At 34.2% G+C, this 15,379-nt stretch carries 16 protein-coding genes; 5 read left to right on the top strand and 11 right to left on the bottom strand.

Translation table 11 applies throughout. The features are described from left to right. Window positions 1-78: 78 nt before the first annotated feature. The 10 genes from FF52_RS12715 to FF52_RS12670 all read right to left on the bottom strand — a co-directional run bounded on the left by FF52_RS12715 (window position 79) and on the right by FF52_RS12670 (window position 11,138). Window positions 79-657, bottom strand: a complete 579-nt coding sequence (locus tag FF52_RS12715; RefSeq protein ID WP_008466016.1) for a DUF4136 domain-containing protein — start codon at window positions 655-657, stop codon at window positions 79-81. Window positions 658-926: 269 nt separating this feature from the next. Then, window positions 927-2,327, bottom strand: a complete 1,401-nt coding sequence (locus FF52_RS12710; RefSeq protein ID WP_008466013.1) for a DUF2252 domain-containing protein — start codon at window positions 2,325-2,327, stop codon at window positions 927-929. A gap of 13 nt (window positions 2,328-2,340) precedes the next feature. Then, window positions 2,341-3,159 (bottom strand): hypothetical protein, encoded by an 819-nt coding sequence (locus tag FF52_RS12705; RefSeq protein ID WP_008466011.1) that lies wholly within the window; start codon window positions 3,157-3,159, stop codon window positions 2,341-2,343. Between the two features lie 91 nt (window positions 3,160-3,250). Then, on the bottom strand, window positions 3,251-4,267 hold the full coding sequence (locus tag FF52_RS12700; RefSeq protein WP_008466009.1) for an HAD family hydrolase: 1,017 nt from the start codon (window positions 4,265-4,267) through the stop codon (window positions 3,251-3,253). 59 nt (window positions 4,268-4,326) lie between these two features. Beyond that, window positions 4,327-6,003, bottom strand: a complete 1,677-nt coding sequence (locus tag FF52_RS12695; protein WP_008466008.1) for an arylsulfatase — start codon at window positions 6,001-6,003, stop codon at window positions 4,327-4,329. Window positions 6,004-6,604: 601 nt separating this feature from the next. Next, the gene (gene pyk / locus FF52_RS12690; RefSeq protein ID WP_008466005.1) at window positions 6,605-8,038 is read right to left on the bottom strand and encodes a pyruvate kinase; all 1,434 of its coding nucleotides are present in this window, start codon (window positions 8,036-8,038) and stop codon (window positions 6,605-6,607) included. Between the two features lie 5 nt (window positions 8,039-8,043). Then, the gene (locus FF52_RS12685; RefSeq protein WP_008466002.1) at window positions 8,044-8,532 is read right to left on the bottom strand and encodes an IPExxxVDY family protein; all 489 of its coding nucleotides are present in this window, start codon (window positions 8,530-8,532) and stop codon (window positions 8,044-8,046) included. Window positions 8,533-8,657: 125 nt separating this feature from the next. Beyond that, the gene (gene rnc, locus FF52_RS12680; protein ID WP_008466000.1) at window positions 8,658-9,398 is read right to left on the bottom strand and encodes a ribonuclease III; all 741 of its coding nucleotides are present in this window, start codon (window positions 9,396-9,398) and stop codon (window positions 8,658-8,660) included. A 10-nt stretch (window positions 9,399-9,408) separates the two neighbouring features. Beyond that, window positions 9,409-10,662 carry a beta-ketoacyl-ACP synthase II gene (gene fabF, locus FF52_RS12675; RefSeq protein WP_008465997.1) on the bottom strand — a complete coding sequence of 418 codons (1,254 nt, stop codon included), beginning with the start codon at window positions 10,660-10,662 and terminating at the stop codon, window positions 9,409-9,411. 239 nt (window positions 10,663-10,901) lie between these two features. Further along, complete coding sequence (locus FF52_RS12670; RefSeq protein ID WP_007137004.1) at window positions 10,902-11,138, bottom strand: acyl carrier protein; 237 nt, start codon at window positions 11,136-11,138, stop codon at window positions 10,902-10,904. A 175-nt stretch (window positions 11,139-11,313) separates the two neighbouring features. Here FF52_RS12670 and purN point away from each other — a divergent pair, with 175 nt between their 5' ends. Then, on the top strand, window positions 11,314-11,877 hold the full coding sequence (gene purN, locus FF52_RS12665) for a phosphoribosylglycinamide formyltransferase (RefSeq protein WP_008465995.1): 564 nt from the start codon (window positions 11,314-11,316) through the stop codon (window positions 11,875-11,877). 150 nt (window positions 11,878-12,027) lie between these two features. Continuing rightward, window positions 12,028-12,507, top strand: a complete 480-nt coding sequence (rnhA, locus tag FF52_RS12660) for a ribonuclease HI (RefSeq protein WP_008465993.1) — start codon at window positions 12,028-12,030, stop codon at window positions 12,505-12,507. Between the two features lie 63 nt (window positions 12,508-12,570). On the opposite strand, the gene FF52_RS12655 is transcribed toward rnhA, so the two are convergent. After that, window positions 12,571-12,918, bottom strand: coding sequence for a DUF6249 domain-containing protein (locus tag FF52_RS12655; RefSeq protein WP_008465992.1), 348 nt, complete (start codon window positions 12,916-12,918; stop codon window positions 12,571-12,573). A 309-nt stretch (window positions 12,919-13,227) separates the two neighbouring features. On the opposite strand from FF52_RS12655, the gene FF52_RS12650 reads away from it, so the two are divergent. From FF52_RS12650 to FF52_RS12640, 3 genes are all read left to right on the top strand, one after another. Then, the gene (locus tag FF52_RS12650) at window positions 13,228-13,815 is read left to right on the top strand and encodes an RNA polymerase sigma factor (RefSeq protein WP_008465991.1); all 588 of its coding nucleotides are present in this window, start codon (window positions 13,228-13,230) and stop codon (window positions 13,813-13,815) included. Then, window positions 13,799-14,203, top strand: a complete 405-nt coding sequence (locus FF52_RS12645) for a hypothetical protein (protein WP_008465990.1) — start codon at window positions 13,799-13,801, stop codon at window positions 14,201-14,203. Before FF52_RS12650 ends, FF52_RS12645 begins: the two co-directional genes overlap by 17 nt. 206 nt (window positions 14,204-14,409) lie before the next feature. After that, the gene (locus FF52_RS12640) at window positions 14,410-15,333 is read left to right on the top strand and encodes a PfkB family carbohydrate kinase (RefSeq protein ID WP_008465988.1); all 924 of its coding nucleotides are present in this window, start codon (window positions 14,410-14,412) and stop codon (window positions 15,331-15,333) included. Window positions 15,334-15,379 lie beyond the last annotated feature (46 nt).

Here is a 15,379-nt window from a genome sequence, read left to right as displayed (position 1 = left end):
TAGAATACGATGGGGGCGTATGGAGAAGTAGAAATAATTGTACTTGCCGTACTTTCGGCAAGTACAATTATGTATCAATTATTTTTTAACTGCTCCGGGAGGGAAACCAGCTAATATTTTTTTGATTGCATCATTGATGAATTGTTCTGGATTATCTGGTTTGCTGTCAATTTCGGCATTTCCGATTCCTTGCCAAACTAGTTTATCGGTTTTTGTAGATACGATATCTATTACCAACGAGCCGTCAACATAATCATAGCTGTTGAATGTTGTGGTACCGCCGCCCATCATGGCACCGCCGCCCCAATATCCGTATGGACGATACATTCCTCCATAGCCATAAAAATTAGTATCGGCTGTCACTTGAGTTTTGTTTTTTAATATAGAAACCGCATTTACTTTAAGGTCAGGATTGCTAGACTCTGTAAATCCTTTTGCGAGCATTTCGTTTCGGATTGCTTTTGCAACACGATCAACATTTAACTGATTTACTTGGCCTTGCTGTGCTTTTAAATCATACACCGCAAAAGTTTTGTATTCGCTGAAGTTCGCAGCATGATCATAATCAGTTGTAACTTTTACAGTTGGAGAGCAGCTGTAAAACAAACCCAAAAATAAGATTGGGATTATACGAAGACTTGTCCTTTTAATATTCATGTTGTGGTATTATTAAATTAATAATTAAATCAGTTTAACTCGAATGTATTAAAGTCATAAAAATCTTGAACGAGGAGTGTAAAACATATAAATAATTGCAAAAACAACACAAGTACCTATTAAACAATTACTTAGATTACTCTCAAAGATAAATCATTTTATTTAATTAACAGTAATAAATAAATAAAATCTTACTTTGTATTCATTTGACCTATTCTGCTTAAGATTTTTTAGTTTTTTTTAATCTATTTACCTTGTACAGCTACATCTTAAATTTCGGCAGCTATTGGCAGTTTTCCATGCTTAATTGCTTCTAGCATTTTATTGTAATCCACTTCGTTTTGATCAGCATATAAAACCGAAAACTCCGAAATAGCATCGGCAAATTCGTCTGATTCTCCAATATACCCTGAAATCATGGAAGGGTCTCCCGAACGCGCATGAGCTCTTGCAAGTGCCCATCCGCAAGCTTTGGCATATTCTGCCATGTTTTTGGGTTTCATAACTTCTAGAACCGGCTTTATTTTGGCATCTCTAAGCTGTCTGATATAGAAGAATCTATCTTTACTATCGTTTGTCCAGCCTAAAAACATATCAGATGCAGACTGCATAAGCTTTTGTCCCATCACAATACGTTCTCCCTGATGGATATATTTTCCTTTAATTTTTACATTTTCTTCGAGCACACTTTTTCTGGCTTCTTTGAACTGCAAAAAAATAGGTTCGCCTGTAGCAGACATTAGCAAACTGATCCCGCAAAGCGTTCCAACACTTCCTACACCTACCACTTTTATGACAATATCATGAAGTTTATACCTGCTTAGCAAAATCTGTTTTTCTTCTGAAAGAGATTCTATATATCTTTTATGAACAATTTCTCCTTCTTTAGCAACCAGTTTTTCAAGATCTCCGCTCGGGTGAAATATTAAAGGCGGATCATCTTTTATGCGTGCTCTGGCTCCATCAAAATACGTCATTTTTGCAAATTCCTTTTCGTGAGCGGTATATTCTGAAGCTTTTTTTATTCTCTTTTGGTCAAACTCTTTTAGTTCCTTATCATGCCCTAATTCTATGAGCTCTGCCAAATCGATATCTGCATACCAAATTTGAAGCGCCGATAATTTACTGTAATCCAACATATGGCGCTTATAACTATCAGCAACATGCCAGGCAAACTCTTTACAGTTTTTATTGGAGAATTTTCGCCATCGTCCTGCAATCACAAAACTGGCTGCCAATCTTTTTACATCCCATTCCCACGGTCCAGGAAAGGTTTCGTCAAAATCATTTATATCAAAAACCAATTTGCGTTCTGGAGTTGCAAATCCGCCGAAATTCATTAAATGGCAATCACCGCAGAGCTGTAAATTTATTCCCGATACAGCAGTATGAGCTAAGTCGGTTGCCATAATTGCGGCAGCTCCTCTATAAAATGCAAAAGGCGATTCCATCATTCTGCTATACCGAATTGGCACCAGACTTTCAACTCTTCCTTTACTGGTTTGAATTAAAATATCTACAGGATCTTTTCGATTTTTAAAAGAGTTCCATTCCTGATGTTTTGCTAAAGGCGTTTTTTTTCTAATCGAAGCGCCTTTTTCATAACGCTGTGCCTTTGATGCAATAGGATCAAACTTAATTTCGTCTGTATTTTTAAGTACATCAGCCATTCTTGATAAAATATTATGATCCAGGAAACACAAAAGAAATTACAGCTCTCAAGCCCCAATCGGGTTTTATGGCCTGATGTCCCACAATCGGAATAAGTGGTTGAACTGAAAACTGTACCACTTGGTCACCAAATTTGGTAATACCCCCCATCATTGGGTTTAAAGAGATTAAAGTAGTATTTCCTTCCCAGTTTTGGGTAATTTCGGCATTTACGCCCCAGTTGGCACCACTTTTATAACTGTGCGAAAGAAATATCTGGGTGTAAAACTGATTAAAATCGGCACGGTCAGAGGCTCCAGCTACAGACCAGATCTGATTGGCAATAAAACCAACTGAAAGGCCTTTGCCCTGATGCATTACTAAAACGCTTGGTCCGACACCAAATTTTTCTGTTCCTAATAATTTATCTGTAGCCGTTGGTACTAAAAATGCTGGTCCGACTCCATAGATTATTTTTTCAGTTTTTGGAGCAAAAAATGCTGTCACTGTGGCATCGCTCAAACCAAATTCGTGTGTATTTAATCCAGTTATATTTCGCTGATCTACAACCGGCAAAATCCATCGGCTTATTAAGTTTAGGTTGTCACTCAATTTAAATGGAATAACGGGCTGAATATTAACCGTATATTTGACGCCATTGTATGGTCCGATTCCATAATTCAAATTATTCTGAAGTGGCACACTAATTAAACTCGCCACTGGATTTGCCAATTTATCAGCCAGTTCCTGAGGACTATTTCCTGGTTTATGTTCTTCTTGAGCATAAGAACTATAGCTTACAACGAAAGAGATTGTACCCAATAGTAATCTAATAAATTTATGAAACTCCATAGGCGTTCTTTTTAAATTTTGTAAACATTTTAAAATCAAAATGAAACAGCCAACCAATAAACTGTTTCACTTCAATTTTAACTAACTCAATCTAATTGTCTGCAAAAACTTTTTTCCAGTCTTTCTGCATATCTACCACATGCCATTTGTTTTTTGCAGCGGCATTTAATGAAGCATTATCCTTTTCTTGATATTTGTATTCCCTTATTGAATCATTATGATTTACAAGCAGTTGAAATGACGGATATTTATTTCCTTGCGAATAGGTAAGCATCGCAATATCTCCTGCTCCGCCTTCATTACCGCAGGCAAAAACAGGTCGCTTACCAATATGCAGCTGAATGCCTACTGGTTTTCCTTCTTTATCATTAAAATGGTCCAAAGCTGCTTCTCTCTGTACGACATTTTTAGCCGCATCATATTTGTATTTAAAAGAAGTTCCCACCACTTGATCTTTTGGGATTCCGTAAAAATCCTGAGATATAGCTCGTACCACCTCTATTGTCCCGCCAGTAACGATGTACGTTTTAAATCCGTTTGCGCGTAAATAATTTAGCAATTCCAATTGCGGCTGATAACGTATTTGTTTCACTGGAACATTTTTACCAGGATATTTTGCGCTTTTAAAGAAATCATTAACTGAAGCTTCAAATTCATCTTCGGTCATCCCGGTATGAGTTGCCGCAACCAATTCTATAAGTGCTTTATCGCCCCCCTTTTCAAAAAAGGTTTTGTCTTTTTCTATTACTGCTTTAAATGGTTGTTTTTGGGCTAATTCTGGTTTGGCTTCTACCATTTTCTGGACTTTATAAAAAGCAAAAAGTTCCTGTACATAAGGCTTTTCAGCCCATAAAGTTCCATCGTTATCAAAAGTCGCAATTCTATATTCTTCTGGAATAAAATCTGGACTTCCTTCTTTTGTTACTTTTTCAACATAAGCAATTATATCGCTTTTTAAGGCTCCGTCATTCCAGCTTGGCAAAGGGTCTCCGCTTGCAATAGTTTCCGTTTTTTTACTCTCTGTATTTGGAGAAGTTATTGTATCTGATTTTTTACAGGAAAAACAAAACAAAACTGCGAGAGACAAAATGAATATATTTTTTCTCATGGTGTTTATTTTTATTAAGAGATTCAGATCTTATTTATCTGAATCTCTTTTTGATTAATTTATTTTTTCTTTTTTGAAGCTGCCTCTTCTTCTTTCACTTTTGGTAAAATATTTTTCTCAACATATTCCCTCGCTTTTATATCTTTTATTGCATCTTCCATGATAGTATAAGCAGAGAAACTTGGCGGGATTGATCTTGGAGGATATTCTTTAAAGGTTTCTGCAAATACCGTCACATCATATATAGCGCCATATACCATCTGTACATGATTCATTACCCAATCCCAATATGTATTTGAGGTTATATCGGCTCTCTCAAATGGGTCTTGGTATAGATTGAATATTTTCTGTAAACGCAATTTAGTAAAAGGCTCACCCCAAACTCCCAATGTTCCTTGCATACGCTGTTCTGCAAAAACATATTTATAATCTCCTTCTCTTAAACCAACCAAAAGACCATCATCATCTGTATAGAAGAATTTGTCTCTGGCGCTTTTTTGTGTTTTTCCTAGTAAAAAACTACTTTGGTCATAACCATCTAAATGCACTTTATAATTTTTACCGTTAGCACTATATCCTTTTAAAAGTTTGTTAACTATATCTGGTTCTCCTGCAATAGAAGCCAAAGTTGGAATCCAATCGTTGTGACTCATCAATTCGTTAGTGATTCCTGGTTTGATATGCCCTGGCCATCTCACGATACAAGGTACACGGAAAGCTCCTTCCCAGTTAGTGTTTTTTTCTGAACGGAATGGAGTCATTGCCCCATCAGGCCATGTGTTCATATGAGGGCCATTGTCTGTTGAATAGATTACAATTGTATTATCGGCAATTCCTAAATCATCCAATGCTTTTAATATACTTCCAATAGTTTCGTCATGTTCGATCATACCATCAATATATTCACTGTCTCCGTGAGTATATCTCCCTCTATGCTCTTTTCTAACGTGCGTACGAAGATGCATACGAGTAGCGTTGAACCAGCAAAAAAATGGTTTTCCAGCTGCACTTTGTCTCTTGATATAATCAATTGCTGCTGCTGAAGTTTCATCATCTATCGTTTCCATTCTTTTTTTAGTAAGTGCTCCTGTATCTTCAATTTTTTGTTTGCCTACTCTTCCAAAACGAGGATCTGTTGTTGCATCATCGACATTTGTAGCTGTACATTTCAGAACGCCTCTAGGACCAAATTTTTTCAGATATTCTGGATCTTTAGGATAATCTGGTAATTCTGGTTCTTCTTCAGCATTTAAGTGATACAGATTCCCGAAAAATTCATCAAAACCATTTACTGTTGGAAGATTTTCATTACGATCTCCAACGTGATTTTTACCAAATTGTCCGGTTGCATAACCCAAACTTTTCATGATTCCGCCAATTGAAGGATCTAGCTGGCTCATACCCATTGGCGCACCCGGATATCCCACTTTTGTAAGTCCTGTACGAAGACCATGCTGTCCTGTTAAAAAGGCCGCACGCCCTGCTGTACAGCTTTGTTCTCCATAATAGTGTAAAAAACGCAATCCTTCATTGGCCAACTTGTCTATATTAGGAGTGGTATACCCCATAAGGCCATCACTATAAGCACTAATATTAGTTGTTCCAATATCATCGCCCCAAAGCACCAAAATATTGGGTTTCTTACTTTGTGCACTAACAGAAACACCAGATAAAAATAGTATTGCAAATAACTTTATGGCATTTATAAATCCGCATTTTAATTCGATTTGTTTCATGATAAAAAAATTCGTTAGTAATTCCTATGTATGAGTTTGAAAATCCAAAAAAAATAAATGGGAAATAGTAATTTCCAAAAAAACGCTTTTACATCAATGTTGCATCTTTTCGATATGTTTCAAATTCATTTTATATTAAAAATTTGAAACATGATATTTTAACTTTTTCTTAAGTATCTCAAAATTAACTAATAAAAGAGCGAACAATCGTATTTATTCGGCATGAGCTTGTTTCATTTTATAAAATGAAACAAGAAAATTGGAGAATCTGCAACAAAATGTTTCATTTTAGAAGATGAAACACATCAAACTGCCAGAAAATTAATCAGTTATGTTTTTATTGTAAAACGGCAAAAAAGAAGTTATTAATCGTCAAAAGATTTTTTTTGAATAGACGATTTTTAAATTTTTAGTAAAATGAAACAAAAAATTCTTTTTTTTGTCTAAAATTTTATCAGATTATTAAAAAATTATAGATCAAAATTTCCACTAAAAGACAAAATATAAATAGCGAAATCAGTTTTAATTTTAAAGACTCTTTAAAAACAAAAAACCGCTTAAAAAAATTAAGCGGTCTTTTTAAAATTATTTGAAGAAATTGTTATTCGATTTCAGAAACTCTCATCGTATTAACCATCCCTTTATCTTTAATTGGCATTGCAGCAAGGTTAATTAAATAATCACCTTTTTGTGCATAACCCTTGTCAACTGCAATTTGATTCACATCTGTTACAGTATCATCTGTACTTTCTTCATTATCATAGTAGAATGATTTAACTCCCCATAATAAATTCAATTGTGTTAAGATTCTTCTGTTTGAAGTAAATACTAAAATATGAGCTGTTGATGGTCTCCAAGCTGAAATTTGGAAAGCTGTGTAACCGCTATTTGTCAAGGTACAAATTGCTTTAGCTTCGATTTCATTTGCTAATAAAGCTGCTTGGTGGCAAACCGTTTTAGTAACAAAACGTTTCGTTTTAATTTGCGGTGTATTTTGAGGCACTTGAATAAGCGGAGAGTTTTCTACAGCTTCGCAAATTTGTGCCATTCTTTGAATAACTTGTACTGGATAGTTTCCTGTAGCAGTTTCTCCAGACAACATTACAGCATCTGCACCATCCATTACTGAGTTAGCAACGTCATTTACCTCTGCTCTTGTTGGAGTTAAACTTGTAATCATTGTTTCCATCATTTGAGTAGCAACGATAACTGGAATTCTAGCCGTTTTAGCTCTTCTGATCAAATCTTTTTGAACCAATGGAACTTCGTGAGCTGGAAGCTCAACACCAAGATCTCCACGAGCCACCATTAAACCGTCGCAGTATGCTACAATTTTATCCATGTTCTCAAGAGCTTCTGGCATTTCAATTTTAGCAATGATTGGAATTTTATATTCAGAATGCTTAGCAATTAATTCTTGTAAATCTTGCAAATCGCGAGGAGTTTTCACAAATGAAAGTGCGATCCAGTCTACTTTTTGTTCGATTGCAAAAATAGCATCTGCAATATCTTTCTCTGTTAAAGCTGGTAAAGAGATTTTTGTATTTGGAAGATTAACTCCTTTTTTAGATTTTAATTCTCCGCCTTGAATAACTTTAGCAACAACTTCAGTTTTTTTATCTGTAGAAACAATTTCAAAAATAAGTTTACCGTCATCAAGCAAGATTCGCTCTCCTGGGTTAACATCATTTGGGAAATTCTGATATTTCATGAACACTCTTTTTGATGTTCCGATAATATCTTCAGCAGTTGTAAAAGTGATTTCATCTCCATCGTTTACAACAGTACCTTCTTCCATTACACCAACTCTAAGTTTTGGTCCTTGCAAATCTCCTAAAATTGCTGTCGTGTAACCAAACTCTTCGTTTAAGCCTCTAATGATATTAATTCTTTCTTTTACTCCTTCGTAATCTGCATGCGAAAAATTGATTCTAAACACATTAACACCTGCATCGATCATATCTTTAATGATCTCTCTTGTACTACAAGCGGGGCCAAGTGTAGCAACAATTTTGGTTTTCTTGTTTGTTAGCATTTTTTTTAAAAAATTAGATTGTTTTTTGATTTTATTTTGTCTGTATCAACGGCATAAATAGCCACAATACTTTCTATTGTGTTTAATTTTTGTTGAATTTCTGAAAAATTAAGCGCCTCTTCGCCATTATCAATTTTCAAGAAAAAATCGACTTTTTTGAATTCAGGAAGTAAATGAATTGTTGTCGAAACCTCACTTGTTTCATTAGAAAACAAATTCTGGAAATCATTTGTACTCACAGAAATGATTTCATTTTTATTCTGAATTAAATTCCAGGAAACAGCTTTTTCTTCATCATAATAATAGAATCTCGAAAAATTTGCTTCACCTTCCTTAGTCTGAGCATGGATCTCGTTTTTGCTCTTACTTAAGTTGATCGGAAGGATTTTATTGATAAAATAGGCTAATCTATAATCTTCTAATGAAGTATGAATTGCCATTAAATAATAATCAATTTCGTCAAATTCGTCTAAATCCAATTTATGAATAGCCATGTCTTGAAAAATCAAGTTGTAAATATACTATTTCTAAACGGAGCATCAACAGTTATGACATGCTTGTTTTGTTAAATTATAAACGAAAACGATGTAGCCTCGTGAGAGTTACAACATTTTTGCAGCTATTTCTTGTCAATTTTTTCTTGAAACGCAAAATAAGCTCTCTGCGATGCTTTTTCTTCTGCTTTCTTTTTTGAAGTTGCTCGCGCTCTTGCGACAACTTTATCATCAATACTCAATTTAACACCAAATAGACGCTGTCCGTCTATACCGTTATCTTCAAAAATGTCATAATGAAAAACTCTTTTTTCTTTCTGGCACCATTCGATAACAAGGCTTTTATAACTTATCACTTTTCCTTCTAGTCGCGCAATATCTACATAAGGCGTCACTACTCTTTTTTGGATGAATTTCTCGCAAAAAGTATAGCCTTTGTCTAAATAAATAGCACCTATTAGGGATTCAAAAATATTACCGTGAATGTTTTCTCCAAAATGCTGAATCGGCACTTTGCTCTCTACAAACTGCACTAAATTTAAGTCTTTACCCAATTCGTTCAAATGTTCACGACTCACTATTTTCGAACGCATTTTGGTTAAATAACCTTCATCTCCATTTGGAGCTTTATTAAATAAATGTGCAGCAATCACGGCACTTAACATAGCGTCTCCTAAAAATTCTAAACGTTCATAATTAATAGGATGCCCATTTTGATCTAGTTTATTAGACGAACGATGGGTAAATGCCCGTCTATAAAAATCTACGTTAGAAGGCTGAAAACCAAGAATTTTCTGAATAGTGTCAAAAAAAATCCCGTCTTCTTGAGAACGGGATTTCGAAAATATTTTTTTGATAATATTCATATACAGAAAATTAATCAGCTAGTTTTTTAAACAATACGCAAGCATTGTGTCCACCAAAACCAAATGTATTACTCATAGCAACATTTACTTCTCTTTTTTGAGGTTTGTTTAGAGTAAGATTTAAAGATGGATCAATGTTTTCGTCAACAACTGTATGGTTAATCGTTGGAGGAACAATTCCGTGCTGCATTGCCAAGATAGAAGCAATAGCTTCAATAGCTCCAGCTGCACCCAATAAGTGTCCTGTCATAGATTTTGTAGAGTTAATGTTGATGTTTTTAGCATGATCACCAAAAACAGCACTAATTGCTTTTAATTCAGCAACGTCTCCTAATGGCGTAGAAGTTCCGTGAGTATTGATATGATCCACTTGATCGGGAGTCATTCCAGCATCTCTCAATGTGTTTTCCATTACTGCGATAACTCCAATTCCTTCCGGATGTGGTGCAGTTAAGTGGTAAGCATCAGACGACATACCGCCACCGCCAATTTCGCAATAGATTTTTGCCCCTCTTGCTTTAGCATGTTCATACTCTTCAAGAACTAAAGCTCCTGCTCCTTCACCTAAAACGAAACCATCTCTGGTTGCATCAAAAGGCCTAGAAGCTGTTTCTGGGCTTTCGTTTCTTGTAGATAAAGCGTGCATTGAGCTAAATCCTCCCATACCTGCAATTGTAACAGCAGCTTCAGAACCACCAGAAACAATAACATCGCACATTCCTAAACGAATGTAATTGAAGGCATCGATTAATGCATTTGCAGAAGATGCACAAGCAGAAACCGTAGTATAATTTGGCCCCATATACCCGTTACGCATAGAAATATGTGCAGGAGCAATATCGGCAATCATTTTAGGAATAAAGAAAGGATTGAACTTTGGAGTTCCATCACCTTTTGCATAATACAATACTTCATCTTGGAAAGTCTCTAAACCTCCAATTCCTGCTCCCCAGATAACACCAACTCTTTGTTTGTTTACGTTATCATTTGTGATTCCAGCATCTTTAATAGCTTCATCACTGGCAGCAATTGCGTATTGTGCAAATTTATCTAATCTACGAGATTCCTTGCGATCCATGTAATCTTCAATATTGAAGTTTTTTACTTCGCAGGCAAATTTCGTTTTGTGTTTCTCGGTATCATAATATGTGATTGGAGCGGCTCCGCTAACTCCATTCACAAGTGCATTCCAATATTCTTGGATATTATTCCCAATAGGAGTAAGTGCACCTAATCCTGTTACAACAACTCGCCTTAATGCCATAAATATGTGTTTTGTACTTTAAACAAATAAAACCCACGCTTTCTTAACTTATAGTTATTTAAGAGCCATGGGAATTACAATATAAATATATCTTTTTGATTGAAAAATCAATCGAAATTTAAATTTAAAAAATAATAACACCCGATTTCTAGAAATTCCAATTCTTTAAAAAACAAATTCCAATTTTGGGATTTGGATATTCAAATTTTGAGATTTTTTAGAATTCGGGTGTGGTATTATTATTTTTTTGCTTCTTCGATATAAGAAATAGCTTGACCAACAGTAGCAATGTTTTCTGCTTGATCGTCTGGAATTTGAATATCAAATTCTTTTTCGAATTCCATAATAAGCTCAACAGTGTCTAGTGAGTCAGCTCCTAAATCATTAGTGAAGCTTGCTTCTGTTACAACTTCGTTTTCGTCAACACCTAATTTGTCTACGATAATCGCTTTTACTCTTGATGCAATGTCTGACATAATCTTTAATTTTAGAATTTAATTTGTTGGCAAAAATAAAAAACTTTATTTTAAAACAACTATTTAGTTTATAAATGTGACACTAATTTATAAAATTAATTTCAAGAAAGGTCTTTTAAAGCTATTTATTTTCGATTTTTATTCCGTTTTTTGCACTCTCAAAACACACAACTTTATGAAAAAAATTATCGTTTTTGCCTCAGGATCAGGAACTAACGCAGAGAACATTATAAAATATTTTTCGAACACTGAAATTGCAAAGGTCGTTTCGGTCTTTACAAATAATGCTTCGGCAAAAGTGATTGAAAGAGCAAAAAATCATCAAATTCCAGTCGAAATCTTCGAAAAAAACGAACTTTTAGAAAGAAAAGTGCTACAAAAAATACAAAAAATCGACCCGGATTTGATAGTTTTGGCTGGTTTTCTACTCAAATTCCCAGAAAACATAATTGAACAATATCCAAATAAAATAATCAATATCCATCCTGCACTTTTACCTAATTATGGGGGCAAAGGAATGTATGGAATGCACATCCATAGAGCAATTATAAATAATAAGGAAAAGGAAACTGGAATATCTATTCATTATGTTAACGAAAACTACGACGAAGGCGCTATCATCTTTCAGGCAAATGTGGCTTTGACAGATGAAGACACTCCAGAAACAGTTGCAGAAAAGATTCATGAGCTGGAACAAAAACATTTTCCAGAAATCATACATAGATTATTAGAAATTTAAACTATTAGACTTCTTAGACATAAGACTACTTAGATTTTAATCTAAAGCATTTTTAAAAATCTAAGCAGTCTAAAATCTAAAGATGTTTAATGTCTAAAAAAGAAAAACCTAAAAGTCTAAAAATCTAAAATCTAAGCAGTCTAAAATAAAATGAATCACGAAGTACATATATATACCGATGGCGCGGCAAAGGGAAATCCAGGAAATGGCGGTTATGGGGTCGTGATGGAACTGGTGGGCACTCCGCACAAAAAAGAATTCTACGAAGGCTTTCGTCTGACTACTAATAATAGGATGGAACTTTTGGCTGTAATTGTGGGGTTAGAAAAACTGAAAAAACCCAACATGAAAGTCCTTGTGGTTTCGGACTCTAAATATGTTGTCGATTCTGTTGAAAAGAAATGGGTGCTTGGCTGGGAGAAAAAAGGTTTTGCTGGAAGAAAAAATGCAGATCTTTGGAAACGCTTTTTAATCGTCTACCGCAAACATCAAGTCGATTTTAAATGGATTAAGGGACATAACAACCATCCGCAAAACGAACGCTGTGATCAACTGGCCGTAATGGCATCTATGCAACCCAAACTTTCAATCGATTCTTATTACGAAAACATCGATTCTAAGTTGCTATAAAAAAGATAACGTATCGAAAACCTAAATTCTCGATACGTTATACTCAAATTACTAATTTCAATTTTATTCTTTATCTAAGTCTTTTGCAGTTTTAAATCCTGTCAAAAGTCCGATTCCTGACATTATAAAAATAATTGAAGGATAAACCGCACCATCATTAAGAGATGTATAAGTGGTGATTAATAGCGCAAGAAAAATTCCAACACCGCTTCCTATTAATAAGAATGCTAGATTTACTACAAAGATTTTCCAAGCTGGAACTCCACTTCCCTTTCCTTGCAAAAAGATACTGGCATCTACCCCTTTTTCTATTAGAGCCAGACGCTCTCTGTTTCTTGTTGAATAAATTAAATAAACGATTCCGAAGATCATTAAGAAAAGACTGATTGGAATTAAAATTTTTTCGTCCATGATATTTTATGTTTTTAATTGATTGATATACCTCATATGACGAGGGTTTTTAAATTGAGGTTACAAGAATTTTAAAATAAATTCCAATTTCTAAACTCCAAATTCCAAAACTTACTGATAATCAATTAATTTTGACTCTAAAAAACTTTGTCAAAGTTCAATCTTTCTAAAAGCTTATACTATATATATAATATGTATAATCTGAATTTAACTCTGATAGTTAATTAGATTGGAATTTGGGATTTGCTTTTTGGAATTTATTTTCAATTTCTTGTAACCTAAATTAACATTCTGTCGTCCTATATAATTATGAGCACATTAACTGATCAACATTATATCGATAAAATCCTGAAGGGCGAGACCAGTGCTTTTGCCGTTCTTGTAGATCGTTATAAAGATATGATCTTTACGCTGGCTCTAAAAATGGTTAAAAATCGGGAAGAAGCAGAAGAAGTTACACAGGATACTTTTATAAAAATTTATAGTTCGCTGACAAAATTTAAAGGAGAATCTAAGTTCTCAACTTGGATTTATAAAATTGCCTATAATACTTGTCTAGACCGTTTAAAGAAAAACAAAAAAGAAGATTTGAATATTTCTATTGATGATTTTTCGTCTCATTTAATCAAAACAATGGACAATGCTTTAAGCGCATTAGAAGAAAATGAACGAAAGCAGACCATTCAGAAATGTTTGACTTTATTGCCAAGTGATGAAAATTTCCTTTTAACCTTATTTTATTTTGATGATCAGAGTTTAGAAGAAATTGGAAAGATCATGAATATATCGGCCAATAATGCAAAAGTGAAATTATTTAGGAGCCGACAGAAATTAGCCGTAATTTTGAGACAGCAGTTAGAACCAGAAATAATAGAATGTTATGAGAGAGAGCGATAAAAATATAGACCAACTTATTAAGAAAATGATGGCTGAAGAAAAACTGCAGTCACCATCAGTAGATTTCACTTCAAAAATAATGGCTGAAGTTCATATACTAGAAGAGAAAAAACTCAAAGCATACAAACCTTTAATTTCTAAACCAATCTGGATTACGATTGGCTTAGCTGTGGCGGCATTAGTGCTTTATGTTTCTCTGTTTTCTGTTTCGAATAATGATTTTAAAATTGACGTAATCGGGAAATTATATTCTGATAGAATCTCAACAGCATTTTCTAGAATTCATTTTTCTAAAAACATCTTATATGCCATTTTGATTGTTCCAATTATGATTTTGGTTCAGGTTGGTATTTTGAAGAATTATTTTGATAAGAAATATAATCTGTAAAATATTCGCAATTATTTTCAAAAAACTTGCATCCTAAATTCAAAAAGCCTATTATAAACACTGCTAAAAATCAATTTTAACCCATTCATTTACAATAGTTTTACTTCGAAATCGTTGTCATTTTTTTAAGAAAATTTTGAGAACCTAAACCGTTGCAAGATTGTAACTTATGAAGTATCTTTGCACCCTAATTCGAAATTCATAAAATGAATAAACTATTGATTGTTGGAACAGTTGCTTTCGACGCTATTGAAACTCCTTTCGGAAAAACAGATAAAATATTAGGTGGTGCTGCAACGTACATCGGATTATCAGCGTCATTTTTTAACTTGCAATCGGCCATTGTTTCTGTAGTTGGCGACGATTTCCCTCAAGAACATTTGGATCTTTTAACTTCAAAAAATATTGATATCTCTGGTATCGAAATTGTAAAAGGAGGAAAGACTTTTTTCTGGAGCGGTTTATACCACAACGATTTAAATTCTAGAGATACTCTTGTAACTGAGTTGAACGTTTTAGCTGATTTTCAGCCAAAAGTTCCTCAAAACTACAAAGATGCTGATGTTGTAATGTTAGGAAACTTACACCCATTAGTACAAAGCAGTGTTTTAGATCAAATGGAGAAAAAACCAAAATTAGTAGTTTTAGACACTATGAACTTTTGGATGGACTGTGCTCTTCCAGAATTATTAGACGTTATTAAACGTGTAGATGTTATTACAATCAATGACGAAGAAGCAAGACAACTTTCAGGAGAATATTCATTAGTAAAAGCTGCCGCTAAAATCCAAGACATGGGACCAAAATATGTGGTGATCAAAAAAGGAGAACACGGAGCACTTTTATTCCACAACAGAGAAGTTTTCTTTGCACCGGCTTTACCATTAGAAGATGTTTTTGATCCAACAGGAGCAGGAGACACTTTCGCAGGTGGTTTCTCTGGATTTATTGCGCAAAGCGAAAATATTTCGTTTAACAACATGAAGAATGCAATTATTTACGGTTCAAATTTAGCTTCTTTCTGCGTTGAGAAGTTTGGAACTGAAAGAATGGAATCATTAAGCAAAGCCGAGGTAGCGATTCGATTACAGCAATTTAAGTCGTTAACTCAGTTTGACATAGAAATATAATGCCTAAGAGCCTCGATAAAACGGGGCTTTTTTATTACGAATACAC

The organism is Flavobacterium sp. F52 (genome assembly GCF_000278705.1).
GTDB lineage: Bacteria > Bacteroidota > Bacteroidia > Flavobacteriales > Flavobacteriaceae > Flavobacterium > Flavobacterium anhuiense.
The sequence above is the reverse complement of the archived record's forward strand: the minus strand, read 5'-3'. Positions and strand labels throughout refer to the sequence as shown.

Bases quoted from the DNA above. Each gene is read 5' to 3' on its own strand.
- FF52_RS12700 (WP_008466009.1), bottom strand. From the start codon at position 4,267: ATGAGAAAAAATATATTCATTTTGTCTCTCGCAGTTTTGTTTTGTTTT.
- FF52_RS12710 (WP_008466013.1), bottom strand. From the start codon at position 2,327: ATGGCTGATGTACTTAAAAATACAGACGAAATTAAGTTTGATCCTATT.
- FF52_RS12655 (WP_008465992.1), bottom strand. From the start codon at position 12,918: ATGGACGAAAAAATTTTAATTCCAATCAGTCTTTTCTTAATGATCTTC.
- rnc (WP_008466000.1), bottom strand. From the start codon at position 9,398: ATGAATATTATCAAAAAAATATTTTCGAAATCCCGTTCTCAAGAAGAC.
- FF52_RS12645 (WP_008465990.1), top strand. From the start codon at position 13,799: ATGAGAGAGAGCGATAAAAATATAGACCAACTTATTAAGAAAATGATG.
- FF52_RS12685 (WP_008466002.1), bottom strand. From the start codon at position 8,532: ATGGCTATTCATAAATTGGATTTAGACGAATTTGACGAAATTGATTAT.
- FF52_RS12670 (WP_007137004.1), bottom strand. From the start codon at position 11,138: ATGTCAGACATTGCATCAAGAGTAAAAGCGATTATCGTAGACAAATTA.
- FF52_RS12705 (WP_008466011.1), bottom strand. From the start codon at position 3,159: ATGGAGTTTCATAAATTTATTAGATTACTATTGGGTACAATCTCTTTC.
- fabF (WP_008465997.1), bottom strand. From the start codon at position 10,662: ATGGCATTAAGGCGAGTTGTTGTAACAGGATTAGGTGCACTTACTCCT.
- FF52_RS12640 (WP_008465988.1), top strand. From the start codon at position 14,410: ATGAATAAACTATTGATTGTTGGAACAGTTGCTTTCGACGCTATTGAA.
- rnhA (WP_008465993.1), top strand. From the start codon at position 12,028: ATGAATCACGAAGTACATATATATACCGATGGCGCGGCAAAGGGAAAT.
- FF52_RS12695 (WP_008466008.1), bottom strand. From the start codon at position 6,003: ATGAAACAAATCGAATTAAAATGCGGATTTATAAATGCCATAAAGTTA.
- pyk (WP_008466005.1), bottom strand. From the start codon at position 8,038: ATGCTAACAAACAAGAAAACCAAAATTGTTGCTACACTTGGCCCCGCT.
- purN (WP_008465995.1), top strand. From the start codon at position 11,314: ATGAAAAAAATTATCGTTTTTGCCTCAGGATCAGGAACTAACGCAGAG.
- FF52_RS12650 (WP_008465991.1), top strand. From the start codon at position 13,228: ATGAGCACATTAACTGATCAACATTATATCGATAAAATCCTGAAGGGC.
- FF52_RS12715 (WP_008466016.1), bottom strand. From the start codon at position 657: ATGAATATTAAAAGGACAAGTCTTCGTATAATCCCAATCTTATTTTTG.